Genomic DNA, 20497 nt, shown 5'->3' with positions numbered 1-20497 from the left:
GGGAAGCTCTGGGGAAACGGGCGCGCCGCAGGGGAACGGGGCAGAATGCGGTAAACTAGGGCGCAACGTCAACGCAGAGCGAAAGCGAACTTCATGACCAAGAAAATCTATGTGCCCGAGGGCGAGGAGGCTCCTGCGTCCCAAATTGGCACGTCCCTTGAGGTGCTGGCGGCCACCATCACCGCGCGCCGCAATGCGGGGGAGGAAAGCTACACCTATCGACTGCTTACCGCGTCGCCCGACAAGGTACTCAAGAAAGTGATGGAGGAGTCGGGGGAGGTGGCCTTGGCGGCCAAGGACGTGGAAAGCTGGGCGACCTCGTCGGTGGCGGCGGCCCTTGCCTTCGAAAGTGGGGCGGGGCGCCCAGTGGAGCCCGACGAGCTTTCCGTGCAGCTTCCGCCGGAGTACGACGAGGCCGTGAACCATCTGCGCTACGAGGCAGCTGATGTGGTGTACCACCTGATGGTGGTGCTTGAGCGCTACGGCATTTCGATGGACGAGCTGGCGGCTGAAATGAACGCCCGCATGGCCGAGGACGAGATTGCTCTTCATGAGGGTATGGTTCGCCTGCGGCCCGAACATGTCAATCGCGGCAGATAGCTGCTGTGATGCCGCCGTCCTGGAGCGTGGTGCGGCCACGGATTTTGCGGACGGCATTGCTTGTTTTATCCCGCTGAAGCTGACGAAAGATAAGGATGCAACTATGGCCCGACTGTTTGGAACCGACGGCGTTCGCGGCGTCGCCAATGTGGAGCTGACCTGCGAACTGGCCTACCGATTGGGGCAAGCTGCCGCTACGTTTTTGGGGAAGTCCATTGTGGTGGGACGCGACACGCGCCTGTCTGGCGACATGCTGGAGGCGGCTCTGGTGGCCGGCATTACGAGCGCGGGTGGCACGGCGCTGCTGGCCGGGGTCATTCCCACGCCGGGCGTGGCGCTGCTGGTGCGCGAGATGAAGGCCGCTGGCGGTGCCGTCATTTCTGCTTCGCATAACCCGCCTGAGTACAACGGCATCAAGCTGTTCGACTCCCAGGGCTACAAGCTACCCGATGCGGTAGAGGACAACATCGAGGCGTTCATTGCGGCGGGCGGTCTGGAGGGCCAAGTGGAAAGCGCCCGCATTGCCGCCGATGCCGCCGCGCAGATAGCGGCCGAGGAGGGCCAGCCGGCCGAGGCGGTCGGCTACGTGGCCTCCGAGATTGCCATGCCCTCGGGTGGCGCGCTTGGTGTGGCCATCCCGCTGGAGCAGGGCTGCGAAATCTACATCGATCACGTGGTGAAGTCCATCCAAGATCAGGGCATCTCCTTCGAGGGCCTGCGCATTGCCCTGGACACGGGCCATGGCGCCTCGTGCCTGACGAGCCCCGAGGCCCTGCGTCGTCTGGGCGCCGAGGTGCTGGTCATTAACGACGACTACAATGGCTGCGACATTAATGTGCAGTGCGGCTCTACCCACCTTGAGCCGCTGCGCACGCTTATGGCGGAAAGCGGCGCCGATGTGGGCATTGCCCACGACGGCGATGCCGATCGCGTCATGCTCATGACCCCCACGGGCATTGAGGTGGATGGCGACATGGTAGAAGCCGTATGCGCTCTGGACATGATGGAGCGCGGGGTCCTGGCCGGCAACACCGTGGTATCCACCGTCATGGCCAACTTCGGTTTCGTGCGCGCCATGAAGGCCGCGGGCATCGAAGTGGTGCAGACCAAGGTGGGTGACCGCTACGTGCTGGAGGCCATGCGCGAGCACGGCTTCTCCATTGGCGGCGAGCAGTCGGGTCACATGATCATGCTCGACCACAACTCCACGGGCGATGGTCTCATGACGGCCTGTCAGTTCTTGGCAGCCGTGCTGCGCAGCGGCAAGCCGGTGGACGAGGCTATTCAGGTGATGGAGAAGATTCCTCAGACGCTCATTAACGTGCGCGTGAAGGACAAGCACGCCGTGGACGGCAACGAGGCCGTTGCCGCAGCCGTAGCCGCGGCCGAAGAAGCTCTGGGCAACGACGGCCGCGTGCTCCTGCGTCCCAGCGGCACCGAGCCTGTGGTGCGCGTCATGGTGGAAGCGGTGGACCCCGCCGCTGCCCAAGCCCACGCCGAGGCCATCGCCGCCGTGGTGGAGGCCAACGTGTAGGGACAGTGCATCCGAGATCGAACGGGCGGCATGCGGCAGGACGTATCGCCCCAGCTGCTCAAAGAGTCGAACCACTAGCAGAAAGAAGCGGCCCCGCAGGTTGTCCTGCGGGGCCGCTTGGCGGAAGGGGAGGGTCTCCGCCGCTGAAGAATGCCTCTGCGCCTGGATGGCGTGTCTAGATGCCGGCCACAGCGTTCTTGGCAGCCAGTCGTCCGTAGCACAGGGCCCCGGCATGGTTCATGCCCATGGTGGTGTTGGGGTAGATGTGCCAGAATCGGCTGCCCATGATAGTGCCGCCTACGTACAGGCCAGGAATGGGCTCGTTGTTCATGTCCACCGCATGCATGTTGTAGTCGCAGCACACGCTGCCGTAGAAGGTCTGATAGCCCAGGGTCGGCATCTTGGCCGCATAGAACGGCGGCTGCTTGACGGGGTTCATGCGGTCAGCACGCTTTCCGAAATCCTCATCGACGCCCTTGTCGCACAGCTCGTTGTAGCGGTCAATGGTGGCCTTCAGCGTGTCGGCCGGCACCTCCATGGCCTCGGCCAGCTCCTCGATGGAGTTGCAGATGCAGGGCGTCATGGCTTCCACCTCGCTGCGCGTGATCATACCGATGGGATCGAGGAACAGTCCCATGGGAATGTCGTCGAAGTTGTCCACAACCTGCCAATAGCAGCGATGGCCAACGGGCATATGGGAAATTTGGTCGGGGTAGTTGTCGTCGAAAATCTGCCAAATGCAGCGTCCGTTCACCCGTGTTACCTTCTCGCCGATGATCTCGCCAGTGACATCCTCGTTCATGAAGCGCTCGCCGGATCCGTCGACGAACAGCAGAGGGTCGCAGCCCAGAGATCCGCCGTAGTGATCGTTGGGGAAGGCATGGGCGTAATCGGTGCGTGCGCCGACCCAGTGGGCCATCTGCAGGCCCTCGCCGACATTGGTGACGTTGCCCTTCGCGTCGGTGTCGGGCCAGCCGAGCCATTCGCCATCCTCCAGAACGCGGGGCATGTAGTACTGGATCATCTGCTGGTTTCCGCCGTAATCGCCCGTGCCCAAAATGACGCCCTTGGATGCATTCACCTGATACAGGTTGTCGTCGACATCGGCGTAAATCACGCCGGTTACGCGCCCGGATTCATCTTGCACAAGACGCTTGGCCCAGCAAGCGTAATTCACCCGTGCGTTTTCCTCGATGATCTTGGCCACCGCATCGCCTACCTTTGCATGGGTGGGCTCTACCTGCACCACACCTGCCGACATGGGATAGCGCTCGTCGGCGAAGTCCCAGTTGGGGTTGAGCGGCTTGTTGAAAGGCACGACATAGGGTTCGCCGGCGCGCACGGCCTCCATGCGCTCCTCGCTGACGTCGTCGAAATAGCGTCCGACAATGGCCGCCAGACCGGCAGTGCAATTGTTGATGAGCGCGTAAGCGTCCAGCTCGGTCTCGCCGACGGTCTCGTTGGGGTTGACGATGGTGTGCGGGCAGGCGGACAGATACCAGTCGAAGTCCTCGCCACAGTGATGAAGCAGGTAGGACCACATGCGGCGGTCTACGCGCTCGCGGTGATCGCTCATAACCTGGTCCACCAGGGCATCAATTTCCTCATCGGAAATTTCGTAACCCGCTTTCTTCTGCGCCTCGGAATTGATGGCGTGGAACTGGTGCGAATGCACGTGGTGCGTCTCGCCCTTTTCGATGACAAACACGTCGGCGCCCTGCTCAATGGCCTCGCGGGCGGCGGAAAGGCCCGTGAGGCCCAGGCCTACGACGACGATTTCAGCATCGAAGGTCTCTTTGATGGCGGATTCGTCGATGGGCTCGGGGTCGGCGAGGAACGACGGGGTGAATTTGCCGTTCTCGTCGAAGGTGCCCCATTCGGATCCCGCGCCCGTGCCAGGTAGCGATTCCTCGGCCGCGGCACTGCCGGCGTCGCTTTGAGGCGAGCAGGCGCCAAGGGCGCCTGCTGCCAAGGCGGCAGCGCCCGTAAAGGCAGCTCCCTTGAGGAAGTCGCGACGGTTCAGGCCTCCCGATTCCGGATGGCGGCAGTCTTGTTCGTGCGTAGTCATACCCTGATTCCCTCCTTGATTGCATGATCGTTGTGCTCCGCCCCTTGCGGAACGGTTCGCAGCATGAGACTCGCGGAGAAAAAGGGCAATCGACAGGATGGGGAAATGGAAGCTTAAGTCTCTCAACAAAATGTTGAGATGGATTTGATCAGGGAAAATAGCGAAAACTAGGACGTGATGTTTTCAGGACGGTCCGTGTGGTCAATGAGAGCGAGCAGCTCCTCTTGGGAGCTGATGCCAAGTTTGCGATAGATGTTGCGCGCATGGGTGCGGACGGTGGTTTCGGAAATATAGAGCGTTTCGGCAATGTAGGCATAGCCGTGGCCGCGGCCGAGAAGCACGAGCAGCTCGGATTCGCGGGGCGTGAGTCCGAAGACCTCGGCAATTTTCTCGCAACGGGCCTGAATAAACTCATTGAAGAATTCGCTGGCTTGATGGCGGGAGGCGCGGTTTTCTCCGCCGCCCCAGGCCAAAAAGAGAATAACGGCGCTCATGTACAGAATGAACAGCACAACGGAGATCACGTTGCCTTGCAGGCCAAAGGCGTCGAACGAGAAGGCTCCCCATAGCGAGAGGCCGGCAACGAAGGCCAGCGATCCGCCGAACACGGCGTATACGGAGAGGCCGTTCGTACGGGCGGAAAGGAGGAGGAGCGCCCAGGTGCAGAGAAGCATGCAGGCTGATCCGGCATTCTGCAGGTTGGCCACAAGGAGGTTCCAGTAGGGAAGCGGCATCTCTTCCAGGGAGGGCGTGATGAGGAAGATGGCGGCCGTGATGGGCATGACAACCCAGAAGAGTTTGCTCGCCTGGTCATAGTGCGAGATGCGAAATGCGGCCGATCCAATAAGGGCCAAGGCGATGACGGGGCCAAGAGAAGTTGCTCCAGCGATGGATTCCAAGCTCTGAGCAGCAGCAAGGGGAGCGGCCTGCATCCAGAGGGACCCCAGGAGAAACGAGCAAATACCCAATCCGCAAAGCGGCGCCCAGCTATGGCGGACTAGGCCGACAAGACGAGTGCGAAGACTGAGGTGATCGGCGGAGCCGCAATCGGCAGCCAGTGGAGTGCGGCACCGTATGAACTCGAAGAGCGCGCACACAAGCGCCCCGCAAAGATAGACGGTGCACCAGGCGTATTCGATGGCGGGGGATGGGCTCAGTTGGGCAACGCTGTTGGCGATCACGCCGCAAAAGAGGGCTGCTGTGCCCCGCCGCAGGGCATCGATGAAGTGGTAAGAGGCGTAGATTTCCGTCCATGCTAAGGCGACAAACAGGCAGCCAGCGCCGAACAGAAATCCCGCTGCTGTGTCGAGGGATCCGAAATCTAGGGCCGATAAGCTTCGCAGCACGCCGCCCACCAATGCGCTGCCGAAGCCTAGCACCAGGCTGGCAAGAAGAGCGAACCGCTTCAATGATCCTGAGCTGCGTTGGTGGGCCCAGGCGCCCAGTGCCAAGGCAAGCAGGCCAGCGCAGAGGATGCCCAGCGAGGAGCTGAAAAAGAACTCGCCTGGCGTTGTGCCAGCGTGGCCGATTATGCCAATATAGGAGGCGAAAAGAAGGCCGAATCCCAGGGAGGGGAGGGCGGCGCGGTCGATTCGAGAGCGGTTGCTCTGCGGCTCTTTCGGCTCTTCGTTTGGCTTCACGGACCTTCTCCTATCCAATACCTCCGTAGAAGATGCCCAGCACGATGACGACGGCAGTGATGCCGACGAACACATAGCGGGTCATGAAGGTGAACCAGTTGCCCAGCGGTTTTTCACGGCCCAGCTCCGCCTGCTTCTTCGCGAAGCCCTTGGGGCATACCCAAAAGAACATGACAGCGGCCAGGAAGGCGCCGACGGGGATGACATAGATGGAAATGACGTCCATCCATTCGGACACGGTAGAGCCGCCCTCCAGGAACAGGCCCACGGCTACGGCCGCCACGGCCACAATGCCCACCGAGGCAGCGCGGGGCAGCCCCAGTTGCGCTTGCAGAGCTTCCACGGGCGCCTCGAACAGGTTCATCAGACTGGTAATGGCGGCAAACACTACCGCCACGAACAAGATGACGGCAAAGACGCTGCCGAAGGGCATTTCCTGGAACACCTGGGCCAGCGTGATGAATAGCAGCGGCGGTCCGGAGGATACATCGAGGCCGAAGGCGAACACGCCGGGCACCACCACGCAGGCAGCTACCAGACCGGCGATGGTGTCAAAAATGGCCACGTTGCGCGCAGAGGACACCACGTCGACGTCCTCCTTCAAGTAGCTGCCGTACACCAGGGTGCCGCAGCCGGCCAACGACAGGCTGAAGAATGCCTGACCCAAGGCGTACACCCACGTGGTGGGGTTCAGCAGCGCTTCCCAGCGAGGGATGAGCAGATACTCGTAGCCAGCAGCGGCGCCGGGCAGGGTAGCCACGCGAATGGCGATGATGACGAACAGCACGAAGAAGGTGGGCATGAGCACCTTGTTCACCTTCTCGATGCCGCGGGAGACGCCCAAGATCATGATGATGAACGTAATGGCCAAGCCCAGCAGATGGAAGCCCACGTTGCCGAAGTCGGAGGCGATGGCGCCAAAGAAAGCGCCCATGTCCGTTTGGGCCATAAGCTCGCCGTCAAGGGAGGCTACCAGGTAATTGCAGGCCCAGCCGAGCACGACCGCGTAGCCGATGGCGATGGCCAGGGAGCCCAGCGTGGGGATCAGGCCGATGATCTTGCCGATGACGCGCCCGTTCTTCACGCCGCGCATTTCCATGGCCTTGGCGAAGGCGCCCATGGGGCCGGCACCCGTGGCGCGGCCGAAGGACATCTCGCCGATAACGCCGGTGAAACCCAGCAGCAGCACGAAGATAAGGTAGGGGATGAGGAAGGCCGCGCCGCCCAACTGGGCCACGCGATAGGGGAACAGCCAGATGTTGGCCATACCCACGGCGCTGCCCACGCAGGCCAAGATGAAGCCGGTGCGCGAGGTCCACGAGTCGCGCTGCTTGTGTTCCTCGGGGCTGCCGCCCGTTTCGCTGCCTGCTTCGATGGCGCGGGCCTCTTCGGCCACTAGGTTATCGTCGCGTACTGTCACGGTGTTCCTCCTTGAAGTCAGTTCTCCATTCTAACGGAAGATGGCTCCACGAGCGCTTTCGTTGCAGGGATGATGCGGGAAGGCGGTAGTGGGGCGGCTGTCGGGCGCCGAGAGGGGATGCTGGTGGGGTGCGCGGTGGAGAGAGGCCGCATCGATGCATCAATTCGACCTGCTTTGTCCTTGCAGGACGCGGGACGGCAGCCGGACTGCTTCGGCATGCACCAAGAACTCGAAGAAATGGCCGCGGTGGTCAAAAAAGCATGCGTTAAAGCAATGTGCTATCATAGCCCCAGCTTGAATACATAGCCTGCCGCCGGGTAGGCGATAAGCGCCCAGAGGATGGACATCGTTAGGCCTTTGAAGATGTCCGCCCCCTGGGCGCTTTTTGTTGCAGCGGAGCCTTTGGGTGGGCTTGCTGCTGCACGTAAATTGCAACCAATAGGGTTGAGCGTTGCCCATGAGGTCAAAAGATGCACGAAATCGGGCCTTATGAGTGTCGGGCTCTGCGATTTAGCAGAAGTGGACTCTATTAGGTGCAATTTTCGCGCAGCGGAGCAAGCTGCGCGCGCAGGCTGGCAAGAAAGGAGACTGACCCATGAAGCAGTTTGTAACCGAGGAGTCGTTCTGGGAGTTGTTCCCCGAGGCGCAGATTGGCATTGTGGTGGCTCACAACATGAAGCCGGAAGCCGAGGTGACCGCCGAGGACGCCGCTGCTATTGCCAAGGCCCTTGCCGAGGCCAACGGCAAGGCCGACCAGCACCTGGAGAGCAACACCATTTCCCAGAACGAAGTGGTGGCCGTTTGGCGCGAGGCCTATCAGCAGTTCAAGACCAAGAAGGGCGCTCGCTGCTCCATCGAGAACCTGCTGAAGCGCGTGTTGAAGGGCAATCCCGTGGGTGCCATCACGCCGTCGGTGGACATCTACAACACCGTGTCGCTTACCTATGCGCTGCCCGTGGGGGGCGAGGATATTGATGCCATGGACGGCGACATTCGCTTGGGCATCACCGAGGGCGGCGACAGCTTCCTGGCTCTGGGCGACGAGGAAGAGTCGCCCACGCTGGAGGGGGAGCTGTGCTACCGCGACAACGCCGGCGCCATCTGCCGTTGCTGGAACTGGCGCGACGGCGTGCGCACGGCGCTGACCGACGACTCGAGCAAGGCCTTCCTTATCATCGAGTCGGTGGATCCGGCCCGTGCCGATGATCTGGCCGCCGCCACCGATCAGCTGGCCGATATGGTGCAGCGCTATTTGGGCGCCGACATTTTCGCCAAGCAGATCATCACCCGCGAAAACCCCACCATGGTCATCGACGAGTAGGCTTGTCGTGAATTGGCTCGTTTTAGTAGCCTCGGGGGTCATGGAATCGGTGTGGGCCATCGCGCTGGGGAAGTCGGAGGGCTTCTCCCACGCGGTGCCCACCGCGGTGTTTGCGGTGGCGCTGGTGTTGTCCATGCTGGGGTTGTCGTATGCGGTGAAGACGCTGCCCACGGGAACGGCTTACGCCGTCTGGGTGGGCATCGGCGCAGCGCTGACGGTTGTCTACGGCATGGTCACCGGCGCCGAGCCGGCCAATTGGCCGCGCATTCTGCTTATTGCCGGTCTGGTCGGCTGCATCATTGGCCTTAAGTTGGTAAGCGGAAACGAGGCGGGGTAGCCGCAGTTGAAGGGGACTTGCTCAATCCTGAGTAAAACGATCAGATACGGTTTTGCCGTCTTGTCAACTTACCGTAACAAAGCTGACACATTTTCGGCTGTTTTTGGCGGTAAGTGGTAGACTAGAAAGGTCGCTTTACTCAGGGAGGAAGAATGAATCAACAAGCATCGAAGGACTCGACGGCCACGACGATCGAGAAGCCCCCGTATATGCAAAATCGCGAGCTGTCCTGGCTCGACTTCAACAAGCGCGTCCTTGATCAAGGCGCCGATCCCACGGTGCCGTTGCTGGAGCGCTTGAACTTCATCTCCATCTTCTGGAGCAACCTGCAGGAGTTCTTCATGGTGCGCGTCGGTTCGCTGACCGACCTCTCGCTGCTGAAGAAGTCCATCATCGATCCGAAGTCCGGCATGACCCCGGCCCAGCAGCTCGACGCCATCTACACGCGCTGCCACGAGCTCTATCCCTACTACGAGGAAACCTATCAGAACCTGCGCGGCCTGCTGGCCGACGAGGGCATCCGCAGCGTGCGCAAGGACGACCTCACTGACGAGCAGCGCGCCTACCTGCGTGCCCATATGGAATCGAACGTGCTGCCGTTTCTCTCGCCGCAGATCATCAACACGCGCCATCCCTTCCCGCACTTGGAGAACGGGGGGCTCTACATTGTGGTGCGCCTTGACGAGCAGGCTCAAAAGGGAAAGAAGTCCAAGGAGGAGAAGGCCCGCGACAAGGCCGAGGCCAAGGCCAAGGCGGCCAAGAACATGGGGGCCGCCGGGGTTACCCTGGGCATCATTCCGCTGCCGCGTCAGACCGACCGCGTTATCGCGCTGCCGGGCGAGGGCCTCACGTTCATGCTAGTCGAGCATGCTATCGAGATGTTCGCCGCTGAAATCTTCTCCATGTACACGGTGAAGCACACCAACGTCATCTGCGTCACGCGCAACGCCGACCTGGATGCCACCGAAGGCGCCGAAGAACAGGGCGAGGACTACCGCGAGCACATGAAGCGCATCCTGAAGAAGCGCAGCCGCCTGGCGCCGGTCCGTCTGGAAAGCGAGCGTCCGCTGTCTCGCACGGTGAAGTCGCTGCTGCTGGAGAAGTTGGAGTTGCAGGAGCATCAGATCTTCGTCACCAGCGTGCCGCTGAACATGGGCTACACCTGGGGCCTGGCCTCGCGCCTGCCTGCCGCCAAGCGCGCGGGCCTCACCCAGGCGCCCTTCACGCCCCAGTGGCCGGCCTGCCTGGAGCGCGGCCGCTCCATCATCGAGCAGGTGTCCGAGCGCGAGGTGCTGCTGTCCTATCCCTATCAGTCCATGGACGCCTTCGTGCAGCTGCTGCACGAGGCCGCCTTCGATCCATCGGTCATCTCCATCAAGATTACCCTGTACCGCCTGGCCAGTCAGTCGCGTTTGGCCGAGGCCCTAATTGCCGCGGCGGAGAACGGCAAAGAGGTGACGGCGCTTTTCGAGCTGCGTGCCCGCTTCGACGAGTCCAACAACATCGAATGGTCCCAGCGCTTCGAGCAAGCCGGCTGCCACGTCATCTACGGCTTCCGCGATTTCAAGGTGCACTCGAAGATCTGCACCATCACGCGCCAGACGCCTCAGGGCCTCCAGCACATCACTCAGCTGGGCACGGGCAACTACAACGAGAAGACGGCCAAGCTGTACACCGACTTCTCGTTCATTACCACCGATCCCACCATCGGCACCGACGCCGCCGACTTCTTCCGCAACATGGCGCTGGAGAACACCTCGGACAATTACGACATCCTCTGGGTGGCGCCGCTCATGATCAAGCAGAACATCATGAAGAATATCGACGAGCAAATTGCTCGGGCGAAACGCGGCGAGTCCTGCGGCCTGTTCTTCAAGACGAACTCCATCACCGACAAGGAAGTTATCGAGAAGATTGTCGAGGCGTCCCAGGCCGGGGTGCCCACGCACCTGTTCGTGCGCGGCATTTCCTGTCTGCTGCCGGGCGTGGAGGGCTATACCGACAACGTGCGCGAGGTGTCCATTGTGGGCCAGCTGCTGGAGCACAGTCGCGTCTACGGGTTCGGCGATCGGGAGCACTGCAAGATCTACCTGTCCAGTGCCGATCTGATGACGCGCAACATGGACAAGCGCATTGAGATTGCCTGGCCCATCTTGAACGACACCCTGCGCGAGCAGGTGCTGGGCTACCTGGACATCTGCTTCTCGGATACGGCGAAGCTGCGCGAGCTTCTGGCTGATGGCTCCTACACGCCTTTGGGCTTCTTTGCCGAGCGCGACGAGCAGGGCGAGGTGGAGCTGTTCGACTCCCAGAAGTACCTCATCGCCGAGGCTCAGCGCATGCACCTGGCCGCCGCCGAGCTGTCGGCGCGCCGCGAGGCCAACGGGCTGCGCATGGTATTCCCGCTGGGAGCCGTGGCCGATGGCGAGGCCGGTACGACGCCCGTGACCGAGGAGGAGTCCGAGTACGTGGCCCACGAGCCGGCGGCCCACGCCGAGCGCGACGAGGCCGAGCGCAACGCCGCCGCAGCCCTGGCTGAAGCGGCCACAGCCACGGCAGCCTCGGTGCAGGAGTCGGTGGTGCGCGGCATGGTGCGGGACGACCGCCCCGTGGATGCCGTGGCCGAGCGTGCCCAGATGGACGCCGCCCAGGCGCGGGCGGTCGCCGAGGGAGCGGCGGCACCGGCTGTGGTGGAGGCGGTTAGTGGGGTAACGCCGGCAGGCGGTGCCGAGGCGCTGGCCGAAGCGGCTGCGGCGCCCGTAGAGCCGACCGAGGCTCTGGCTGCGGCGCCCCAAGACGAGCTTCCGGCTGCCCAGGTGGTTGACCCTGCCGCTCCGGCTGCTGCTGCCAGCCAGTTGGTGCCGGCTGAGGTAGTGGGCGAAAAGCCCCAGGGGAATTTCCTCACGCGCTTCTTCCGCAAGCTGTTCAAGTAGGACGGCGCGGCAAGGCTCGTTGGATGCTGGGGCATGCCGGGGCTTTTGGCTCAAAGGCCATCCCCGACTCCCTTCAAGGAGCCGCCATCAGAATAAAAGGACCCCGAGCAGGGAGGGAAGCTCGGGGTCCTTCGTTTGGGGGAGCGGGGTGCTCATAGCGGCACGCCGCGGAGGTTGGCTTAAAGGGTCTTATTCGCCCAGCTTGCCACCGGTGGCTACGGCACGACCGACCAGGGCGCCCAGGGTAAGGCAGCGACCATGGCTCAGGCCCGGAGCGCAGATGGGGTAGTCGTTGGCGAAGAAGTTGCCCATGGCGTTGCCGACGGCATACAGACCGCCGATGGGGGCATCCTCGGCATCGAGCACGCGCATCTCGCCGTCGACATTCAGGCCCGAGGCAATGACGAGCACCTTGGCGGTGAGCTGGGAGGCGAAGAACGGAGCCTTGCGAATGGGCTGCAGATCTTCTTTGTTCTTGCCGAAGTCGTCGTCGACGCCGGCGTCGACCAGCTCGTTGTAGCGGGTCACGGTTGCTTCCAGGGTGTCGGCGGGCACACCCAGGGCCTCGGCCAGGGCGCTTACGGACTCAGCCTGGACGGTCGTGCCCTCGCCGAGGCAGTACTCCACCACTTCAGCATGGGAAGGGGGATTGGTGGGATCGGCCGCGCCGTTCGAGAACATGGCCGTCAGAGGGCCTGCCGTATTGTTGTTGTAGGCGCTCAAGGCGGACATCTGATCCATCTGCGTGGCGTAGTCGCTGTCGAAGATGGCCCAGACCTTATGATCTTTATTGGTCAGGTACATGTTGGAAATGCCGGGCAGGGTGGTATTCTCGTTGCAGAAACGCTTGCCCTCGACGTTCACCTTCATGAACGAGGCCGTGCTCAGAGCGCCGCCGCCGAAGATGGGATGAATCATGGCAGCGTGGGCGCCCGGTTGGATGGCGGCGCCAGCCTGCAGGGCCATGGCGATGCCGCTGCCCGTATTGGCCGTGGCCTCGGGGTACACGTTGCCCTCGGCGCCGGCGGCCAGGGGGCACCAGGCTTCGATCATGTCGGGGTTGTTGCCGTAGTCACCAGTGGCGATAATGACGCCCTTGGCGGCGGTGAACTTCGTGATGGCGCCCTCGGCGTCGCGAGCGAACACGGCCGTGATGGTGCCGTCGGTCTTCTCGAGCTGCTCGGCCGTCATGGAGTAGAACGTCTGACCGCCGGCTGCAACGCCCGCGTTCTGCATGCGCTCGATAAGGGCGCAGGGGCCTTCCACCAGACCGCCGAACATGTGGTCGGTCGGATAGGTGCGGGTGGTGAAGTCATCGGCATTCGCCGAGGCGGTCGATCCGGCACCCAGCACCACTTCGCCGCCGTCGGCCACGGTCATGTCGATGGCGCGATCGAAGACCTCGCCGGAATGGTCGGCCCACAGCTTTAGCAGCGAGCCGTTGGCCTTGTAGCCGGAAGCCTTCATGAGATCGTTCACCAGCTGACCCTTGTCAATCTCGATGCCGGCGGCCTTCTGCACCTTGGTGCCAATGGCGCCGAAGTCAAGGCCGCGGCCGCTGAAGGTTTCGCGCTGCTCGATGATAACCGTGTTGGCGCCAGCCTCGGCGGCATACATAAAGGCGCTCATACCCGCCATGCCAGCGCCCACGATGACCACGTCGGCATCCACGGTGTTGGCGATGCTGGCCTCGTCGATGGGTTCGGGAGTCACCTCCCAGCTGTGTTTTGCTTCTGCGCCCGTATGGGAAAGTTCTGCCGAGGCGGTCGGTTCCTGGGGCGCGCAGCCACTCAGGCCCATCAGTCCCGCTGCGGCACCCAGGCCCAGGGCTCCCTTCAGAAAGCTGCGGCGCTCCAAGGTAGGCAGAATGTGCTCGTTCATGATGTCCCTCCAGAATCTCTCAGGTTCGCGCTTCAAGCGCTTGTTCTCAGTGTGCCGATTTCGCCGCGCTGAGACATCGAGGGAATCGCTCAAAGTGGCTCAAGGGGCATCACTGGAATCCAGTGATTTATCGTTCGCCCAGGTCTTATCACCTGTTTTGCTGAGCGTGAGGGAAGGGCCTTCGATAGAATAAGGACAGAGAGGAGGGACATGAACCTATTGTGCGATGCAAAGAGAAGGCGGATCTACCGCGTTGCCGGCTTAGCGCTTGCTCTCTCGTGGTCGTTCTGCGCGTTCCCTCCCATCAGTTTCGAGGGCACGTTTTGGATGGGGCTGCCGCTGGGCATCCAGTCGTTGCTTCGTTTGGCGCTTGTTGGCCTGATACCTTGCGTGCTCATCTCGCTTGTGCCCCGTCTGATGACCGAGCGCGCTTGTGTGCGCACGAGTGGTGCGACGGCGGTCGTGCTTTGGTTTGGCGGCTGGCTGGGCAACGTGCTGCTGGGCCAAGGAGATTCGGTGGCGCTTCGAGCGCTTGCGCTGTTCGTGCTGGGCATGGGTACGGCCTACTTTCTCGTTTACTGGGGCCTGGCTTTTACGGAAGACGACGAAGAGAGCTGCGAACAGGATTTCGTGCGGACGATTCTTGCCGTGGGGGTTATCGTGCTGGGGGTCAATGCTGCGCGCGAGGTGCTTCTTGCTCCCTTTCTCTTCGCGGTGCCTGTCGCGCAAGGCTGCTTACTTGCTGTTTGGACGAGCGGAGGCGCTTCCTCTTCCCGGGAAGGCGGGGCGGTGGCCGGCGCTGCCGAAGGTACCATGGGCGCTGTATGCGCAGCGGAAGCAAGCCCCGATTGTCCCGCGGGCCACGAGGCGATGGCGCCTGCTGCCGGGGGCCTTGTGGTGCTGGTGCTGCGCACGGCGCTCGCAGTCTTGCTGGTGAGCTTTACCTGGTGCATGTTCTCCATGGGCGCGGCTAACGATGCGCTTTCCGAAATCATGCTCTTTGGGTTTGGCTTCGTGCTCGCCGCGGCCGTCGTCTGGCTTTTCGTGAAGTACTCGCCCAGCATCGGTTTCGTGGCGGCCACGCGCTGGGTGCTGCCGATGATGGCCGTAGGACTGCTCTGCAATACAGGTACATCCGCTTTTGCGCTGATGGGCGCTTGCCTGCTGCTTTCCATGTCCCATGCCACCTTCGAAATGCTTCTTCGCATGCAGATTGTCCGATTCGCCCGGGCTTACCCCTGCTATCGGGTGGCTGGCGTGGGCTTCGGCTTTGCCGCCATCATGACAGGGGCGTTCGTGGGCCCGGTGGCCTACCTGTACCTTATGGACAGCGGCATTGTCGACTCTTTGCATCTTACGCTGGTTGTTCTCTGTTTTCTGGTGGTGGTCGGATCGGTGCTCTTCGCGGGCTTCGGCCATGGGGACGTATCGTTGGAAGAGCGGCCCATGCGGGAAGGGGGAGAGCCGGCGACTTCGACATCTGCTGCCAACCAGCCGCCCCTCGGGCGTCAGTCCGTGCTGGTAGCGGAGCGATTTGGCCTAACAGCGCGGGAACGTGAAATCCTTGAGTTGCTTCTTGAGGGACGGAGCCGTCCCTACATCCGCGACACCCTCTACCTATCACTGAGCACCGTGGACACCCACATCCGCCATATCTATGCGAAAGCGAACGTTCACAACAAGCAAGAGCTGATCGATCTTTCTCAGCAGCTGCAGGAGCGCTAGGAAATCGAATTCTCGAGCCCTGTTTCCGAGTCGCGCTCCTAGGGTTAGATACGGCCTGGACGTAGTAAAATAGGCAAATTAATGCAAGGATTGTTGTGCGGATGTGCTTAGCGGGCCGGCGTTCCGAAATCCGGGTCGAAGGGCATAGGCGAGAAGAAGGAGAGATCCATGCTGGAGACTGTGGATTTCGGCAAGAAGAAGATGAAGAAGGCCGCCTATAAGGCCCAGCACGACGAGCTTATTGCGAAGCTGGTGGTGTTGCAGCAGCAGGCGCACAACGCCGGCGTGGGCCTGGTGGTGCTGTTCGAGGGATGGAACGGCGCCGGCAAGGGCAGCCGCATCTCGGATTTGATGTACAACTTGGATGCGCGCTCCACGGGGGTGTACGTGGGGCTCGATCTGGACCCCGAGGAAGCGCGCGAGTTCCCGGGGCGCGAAAGCGGCGTGACGGGCTACTATCCCATCATGCAGGATTTTTGGAAGGCCCTGGGCGAGCGCAACTCCATTACCTTCTACGATCGCGGCTGGTACTCGGCGGTTATCCAGAACATGCTGTACAACGCGCCGGCCAAGCTTCTGCTGCCGAAAGAGGACGAGCGCCACTATCTGGACTCCATTCACGACTTCGAGCAGCAGCTGACGGCCGACGGCTACGTGGTGGTGAAGTTCTTCGTGCACATGACGAAGGAGGCGCAGGTGGAGCGTTTGCGTCGCCTGCACGACGACCCGGTCACCCGTTGGCGCGTCACCGACAAGAAGCTACATAGCCACCACGGCTACGAGGCGGCCTATGAGCTGTACGACCGTCTGCTGGAGCGCAGCGACTACTCCTTTGCCCCCTGGGTGCTCTTGAATGGCGAGGACAAGCGCCGCTCGAACCTGACCATTGCGCGCACGCTGGTGAACGCGCTGGAGGAGGCCCTCAAGCGCAAGGAGGCCGCCGAGGTGCTGCGCAGCTCCTTCGCCGTGCAGCAAGCCGAGGCCGAGGCGCTGGCTGAAGAGGCAGCGATCGAGACCGCCCCCGAGGCGCCCCTGTCTCCCACGGCACCGGCCACCGGCGTCCCCACGGCCGGGGAAGCTGCCGCGACGGCCGCTGCCGCTGCCGCTGCCCCGCTACCCGGGCGCGGCTTGCTGACGGGGGCGGCGTTGGCCCGTGCCCAGGCCCAGGCCGCCGCGGCCCACGACTTGGCACCGCGCAGCTCGCGCTTCGCCATTGTGCCGGACTATCCGCAGGTGGATACCATCGACCACAGCCTGGCCTGCTCTCCCGAGGAGTACAAGCACACGCTGAAGGCCCTCCAAGCGCGCCTGTTCCGCTTGGAGAACATCATGTACCAGAAGCGTGTGCCGCTCATTCTCATGTACGAGGGTTGGGACGCCGCGGGCAAGGGCGGCAACATCAAGCGCGTGGCCCAGGCCCTCGATGCCCGTGCCTACAACATCTACCCGAGCCCCGCGCCCACCAAGCCGGAGCTGGCCCATCCGTTCCTGTGGCGCTACTGGACGCGTCTGCCCAAGGCGGGTCACGTGGGCATGTACGACCGCAGCTGGTACGGGCGCGTGCTGGTGGAGCGCGTGGAGGGCTTCGCCACGCCCGCGGAATGGTCCCGGGCTTACGACGAGATCAACGAGTTCGAGCACGACCTGGTGGACTGGGGCGCCATCTTGCTGAAGTTCTGGGTGGACGTGAGTCCCGAGGAGCAGTTGCACCGCTTCCAAGATCGCGAGATCGATCCGAACAAGCAGTGGAAGATCACCGAGGACGACTGGCGCAACCGTGAGAAGTACCCTCAGTACAAGGCTGCCATCGATGACATGTTCCGCCTGACCTCCACCACCTTCGCGCCGTGGATTGTGCTGGAATCGGACGACAAGAAGTACGCGCGCCTCAAGGCGCTGCGCATCATCGTGGAGGCTTTGGAAAAGCGCCTGGGCGAGGCCCCGCTGTCCTAGCCCTCGCGGGTCTTTCTGTTTGGTTTCCGTCTGCCGACGAGGTGCCTCTTCCCTTGCGAAATAGGGGGGTTCGGGGTACTATGAACCCAACATCAAGCACGTCCGCGGGTGCACTGCGCCCGTTGCATAGAAGGAGTTCCTCATGGAATTGTTCGGTTTTCAGGTGCCCATGGAGGCCATCTGGGTTGTGGTGGCTATCATCGTCCTTGTCATTGTGGTGTTCATCGCCAAGGGCTTCATGGACGAGATGAAGAAATAACGGTAACCCCGGCCCCCTTCGGGGGGCTTTTTTCGTTTGAGGCGGCGGGGGATTGCGTCGCCTTACGGTAGGAGCGGCCTGGGGAGGCCGCCCCGTTCGTTCAAAGTTGTGAGAGAGCAAGGGGAGAACCTATGGCTGAGAGCCCGGCCTCCACGGCGGAGGAGAAGAAAAAGAAGAAGAAAAAGGGCGGCCTGTTGTGGCGCCTTATTTTCTGGTTGGCCCTGATCGTGCTCATCGGATCGCTGGGCACCTTGGGCTATTTGTTCTACACCTATTGGCAGGGCCAGAACGACTACGACCAAATTGCCGAGCGCGCTTTTGCCGAGCCCGAGGGCGACGACATCACGTTGGCCGATTTGGTGGTCGATTGGGATGCCTTGCGGGATATCAACCCCGATGTGGTTGCCTGGGTCTACGTGCCCGGCACGGTTATCAACTATCCGGTGGCGCACAAAGATGGCGACAGCGAGTACTACCTGCACCACAACTTCAGCCTGGGCGAGGGTCGCTTCGGCGCCGAGTACGGCTCCATCATGCTGTCCGGTGAGAACAACGGTGATTTCTCCGACGAAGTGAACATTCTGTACGGTCACCATATGCGCAACGGTTCCATGTTCGCTCCCTTCGCCGAGTTCCGCGAAAGCGACGTGTTCAACAAGCATCGCACCATCTACCTGCTCACCCCCGATGGCAACTACCGTCTCCAAACCTTCGCGGTGGAGCACGTGCCCATGACCCACGCCTCCATTGCCACGCCCAATTACGCCACCGATGCCGAGTTCGCGGAGTTCAAGCAGTGGCTGATCGAGAACTCGGTGGTCACGGCCGATCCGGATACGTCCGACACCGTGGCCGATGCCACCAAGCTCTTCGGATTCTGCACCTGCGACGGCGCCGATAACACCTGGCGCTACATCACTTTCGCCGATGTGGCCGAGTTCGTGCCTGCCAAGTACGTGGGCACGGACGACTACGAGGGCAAGCGTGTGAAGGAGAAGACGGTCGACAAGATTGCCGACGCCGCCGAGGAGAGAACCGAGTAATGCCGGCGGGCTCGTCCCGCCTGTCCCTGTGCCGACCTGCTCTACCCGAAAGGAACCTCATGGAAAACCAGACCAGCGTCACCTATGCCGAGGCCGGTGTCGATATCGTCGAGGGCGCTCGCGCCGTCGACGCCATCAAGGACACGGTGCACTCCACCTATCGTCCCGAGGTGGTGGGCGACATTGGCGGCTTCGGCGGCCTGTTCTCCATTGCGGCGGCCAAGGCCATGGACGACCCGCTGCTGGTGTCGGGCACCGACGGTGTGGGCACGAAGCTCAAGGTGGCCCAACGCCTGGGCGTGCATGACACCGTGGGCATTGATCTGGTGGCCATGTGCGTGAACGATATTCTGGCCACGGGCGCCGAGCCCTTGTTCTTCCTGGACTACGTGGCCGTGGGCAAGCTGGACTCCCAGGCCATGGCCAAGATCGTGGGGGGCATCGGCGAGGGCTGCCGCCAGTCGGGCTGCGCGCTTATCGGCGGTGAAATGGCCGAGCATCCGGGCGTCATGGATCCGGACGACTACGACTTGTCCGGCTTCTGCGTGGGCATCGTGGATCGTCCGAAGATGCTTGACCCCCAGGCGGTGCGCGAGGGCGATGTGCTCATTGGCCTGGCTTCCTCCGGACTGCACTCCAACGGCTATTCGCTGGCCCGCAAGGTGTGCATCGGCGAGCGCTCCGAGGAAGAGCTGCGCGAGGCCCGCGAGGATCTGGGCGGCCAGAGCATTCTGGAGGCTTTGCTTACGCCTACGCGCATCTACGTGAAGCCCGTGCGCGCGGTGATGGAGGAAGTGCCTGGCGGCATTCGCGCCCTGGCCCACATCACCGGCGGCGGCATTACCGAGAACCTGAACCGAGCCTTGCCCGCGGGTGTGAACGCCGAAGTGGATTTGGGCTCCTGGCCCATTCCGCCGGTTGTGCGCTTTGCTTGCGAGCAGGCGCATTTGTCCGAGGCCGAGGCGCTGAAGACCTTCAACATGGGTCTGGGCATGGTGCTTATTGTGGATCCGGCTGCGGCTGAGGCTGTGGAGGCCGCTCTGGCGGCTGCCGGTGAGCAGACCTTCCGCGTGGGCCGCATCGTGGCTGGCCAGGGCGATGTGCAATACACCAACGAGGGAGCGCTGTTCGCGTAAGGGCTCGTTGCAGCCAAAGGAAGGGGTCGCATGACCGAAAAGCTGAAGATTGGCGTGCTGCTGTCTGGCAGCGGCACGAACCTGCAGGCCATCATTGATGAAATTGCCGCGGGGCTGCCCGTGGAAATCGTGCACGTGCTGTCGTCGCGCCCCGACGCCTATGGCATCGAGCGCGCGCAAGCGGCCGGCATTCCCGTGACGGTGTTCGACCGCAGCTGCTATGAAGATCGCGAGGCTGCCGACGCCCGCATTGCCGCCCTCATGAAGGAAGCGGGAGCGGAATACCTGGTGATGGCCGGCTATATGCGCAAGCTTACCCCGGTGGTGCTCGATGCCTTCCCCGATCATGTGCTGAATTTGCATCCGGCGTTGCTGCCGGCCTTCAAGGGCGCCCACGCCATTCAGGACGCTTGGGACGCTGGCGTGAAGGTGACGGGCGTGACGGTGCACCTGGCCAACGAAGATTACGATAAGGGGCCGATTGTGGCCCAGCAGGCCGTAAAGGTGCTGGAAGACGATACCATCGATACGTTGGAGGCGCGCATCCACGAGGTGGAGCACGTCATCTATCCCAGCGTTCTACGGGCCATTGCCGAAGGTCGCATGACCATGGACGAGCGCCGCATCATTCATATCAGCGAGTAAAG

14 protein-coding genes are annotated in these 20497 nt (G+C 62.4%); 10 read left to right on the top strand and 4 right to left on the bottom strand.

The window, feature by feature from the left end; genetic code table 11:
• Positions 1-93: 93 nt before the first annotated feature.
• Together PZH32_RS00465 and PZH32_RS00460 are read left to right on the top strand one after the other, a co-directional pair.
• Positions 94-600: a phosphoribosyl-ATP pyrophosphatase gene (locus PZH32_RS00465; RefSeq protein WP_275205669.1), complete on the top strand. Its 507-nt coding sequence runs from the start codon at positions 94-96 to the stop codon at positions 598-600.
• 103 nt (positions 601-703) lie between these two features.
• Positions 704-2134, top strand: coding sequence for a phosphoglucosamine mutase (locus tag PZH32_RS00460; protein ID WP_275205668.1), 1431 nt, complete (start codon positions 704-706; stop codon positions 2132-2134).
• 175 nt (positions 2135-2309) lie between these two features.
• Here PZH32_RS00460 and PZH32_RS00455 read toward each other — a convergent pair whose 3' ends face one another.
• From PZH32_RS00455 to PZH32_RS00445, 3 genes are all read right to left on the bottom strand, one after another.
• Complete coding sequence (locus tag PZH32_RS00455) at positions 2310-4202, bottom strand: FAD-dependent oxidoreductase (protein WP_275205667.1); 1893 nt, start codon at positions 4200-4202, stop codon at positions 2310-2312.
• A 167-nt stretch (positions 4203-4369) separates the two neighbouring features.
• Positions 4370-5842: a helix-turn-helix transcriptional regulator gene (locus PZH32_RS00450; protein ID WP_275205666.1), complete on the bottom strand. Its 1473-nt coding sequence runs from the start codon at positions 5840-5842 to the stop codon at positions 4370-4372.
• Positions 5843-5852: 10 nt separating this feature from the next.
• Positions 5853-7262 (bottom strand): sodium-dependent transporter, encoded by a 1410-nt coding sequence (locus PZH32_RS00445; protein ID WP_275205665.1) that lies wholly within the window; start codon positions 7260-7262, stop codon positions 5853-5855.
• A 595-nt stretch (positions 7263-7857) separates the two neighbouring features.
• Between PZH32_RS00445 and PZH32_RS00440 the strand changes: the two genes are divergently transcribed.
• The 3 genes from PZH32_RS00440 (at position 7858) to ppk1 (ending at position 11853) form a co-directional block, all read left to right on the top strand.
• A complete protein-coding gene (locus PZH32_RS00440; RefSeq protein ID WP_275205664.1) occupies positions 7858-8583 on the top strand; it encodes a B3/B4 domain-containing protein in 726 nt (241 codons plus the stop codon).
• Positions 8584-8590: 7 nt separating this feature from the next.
• Positions 8591-8920, top strand: a complete 330-nt coding sequence (locus PZH32_RS00435) for a DMT family transporter (RefSeq protein WP_275205663.1) — start codon at positions 8591-8593, stop codon at positions 8918-8920.
• Between the two features lie 152 nt (positions 8921-9072).
• A complete protein-coding gene (gene ppk1, locus PZH32_RS00430; protein ID WP_275205662.1) occupies positions 9073-11853 on the top strand; it encodes a polyphosphate kinase 1 in 2781 nt (926 codons plus the stop codon).
• 189 nt (positions 11854-12042) lie between these two features.
• On the opposite strand, the gene PZH32_RS00425 is transcribed toward ppk1, so the two are convergent.
• Positions 12043-13734, bottom strand: coding sequence for an FAD-dependent oxidoreductase (locus PZH32_RS00425; protein ID WP_275205661.1), 1692 nt, complete (start codon positions 13732-13734; stop codon positions 12043-12045).
• Positions 13735-13944: 210 nt separating this feature from the next.
• Here PZH32_RS00425 and PZH32_RS00420 point away from each other — a divergent pair, with 210 nt between their 5' ends.
• The 5 genes from PZH32_RS00420 (at position 13945) to purN (ending at position 20495) form a co-directional block, all read left to right on the top strand.
• Positions 13945-15459, top strand: a complete 1515-nt coding sequence (locus PZH32_RS00420) for a LuxR C-terminal-related transcriptional regulator (RefSeq protein ID WP_275205660.1) — start codon at positions 13945-13947, stop codon at positions 15457-15459.
• A gap of 168 nt (positions 15460-15627) precedes the next feature.
• The gene (locus PZH32_RS00415; protein WP_275205659.1) at positions 15628-17412 is read left to right on the top strand and encodes a polyphosphate--AMP phosphotransferase; all 1785 of its coding nucleotides are present in this window, start codon (positions 15628-15630) and stop codon (positions 17410-17412) included.
• A gap of 390 nt (positions 17413-17802) precedes the next feature.
• Positions 17803-18714: a class B sortase gene (locus PZH32_RS00410; protein ID WP_275205658.1), complete on the top strand. Its 912-nt coding sequence runs from the start codon at positions 17803-17805 to the stop codon at positions 18712-18714.
• Positions 18715-18773: 59 nt separating this feature from the next.
• A complete protein-coding gene (purM, locus tag PZH32_RS00405; RefSeq protein WP_275205657.1) occupies positions 18774-19850 on the top strand; it encodes a phosphoribosylformylglycinamidine cyclo-ligase in 1077 nt (358 codons plus the stop codon).
• A gap of 30 nt (positions 19851-19880) precedes the next feature.
• Positions 19881-20495, top strand: a complete 615-nt coding sequence (gene purN, locus PZH32_RS00400) for a phosphoribosylglycinamide formyltransferase (RefSeq protein ID WP_275205656.1) — start codon at positions 19881-19883, stop codon at positions 20493-20495.
• Positions 20496-20497 lie beyond the last annotated feature (2 nt).

The organism is Adlercreutzia equolifaciens (genome assembly GCF_029076695.1).
Lineage (GTDB): Bacteria > Actinomycetota > Coriobacteriia > Coriobacteriales > Eggerthellaceae > Adlercreutzia > Adlercreutzia equolifaciens_A.
This window is presented reverse-complemented; position numbering and strand designations above follow the sequence as displayed.

What these genes read in the sequence shown, in the direction of transcription:
- PZH32_RS00465 (WP_275205669.1), top strand. Translation starts at nt 94, where the DNA reads ATGACCAAGAAAATCTATGTGCCCGAGGGCGAGGAGGCTCCTGCGTCC.
- PZH32_RS00460 (WP_275205668.1), top strand. Translation starts at nt 704, where the DNA reads ATGGCCCGACTGTTTGGAACCGACGGCGTTCGCGGCGTCGCCAATGTG.
- PZH32_RS00455 (WP_275205667.1), bottom strand. Translation starts at nt 4,202, where the DNA reads ATGACTACGCACGAACAAGACTGCCGCCATCCGGAATCGGGAGGCCTG.
- PZH32_RS00440 (WP_275205664.1), top strand. Translation starts at nt 7,858, where the DNA reads ATGAAGCAGTTTGTAACCGAGGAGTCGTTCTGGGAGTTGTTCCCCGAG.
- ppk1 (WP_275205662.1), top strand. Translation starts at nt 9,073, where the DNA reads ATGAATCAACAAGCATCGAAGGACTCGACGGCCACGACGATCGAGAAG.
- PZH32_RS00425 (WP_275205661.1), bottom strand. Translation starts at nt 13,734, where the DNA reads ATGAACGAGCACATTCTGCCTACCTTGGAGCGCCGCAGCTTTCTGAAG.
- PZH32_RS00420 (WP_275205660.1), top strand. Translation starts at nt 13,945, where the DNA reads ATGAACCTATTGTGCGATGCAAAGAGAAGGCGGATCTACCGCGTTGCC.
- PZH32_RS00415 (WP_275205659.1), top strand. Translation starts at nt 15,628, where the DNA reads ATGCTGGAGACTGTGGATTTCGGCAAGAAGAAGATGAAGAAGGCCGCC.
- PZH32_RS00410 (WP_275205658.1), top strand. Translation starts at nt 17,803, where the DNA reads ATGGCTGAGAGCCCGGCCTCCACGGCGGAGGAGAAGAAAAAGAAGAAG.
- purM (WP_275205657.1), top strand. Translation starts at nt 18,774, where the DNA reads ATGGAAAACCAGACCAGCGTCACCTATGCCGAGGCCGGTGTCGATATC.
- purN (WP_275205656.1), top strand. Translation starts at nt 19,881, where the DNA reads ATGACCGAAAAGCTGAAGATTGGCGTGCTGCTGTCTGGCAGCGGCACG.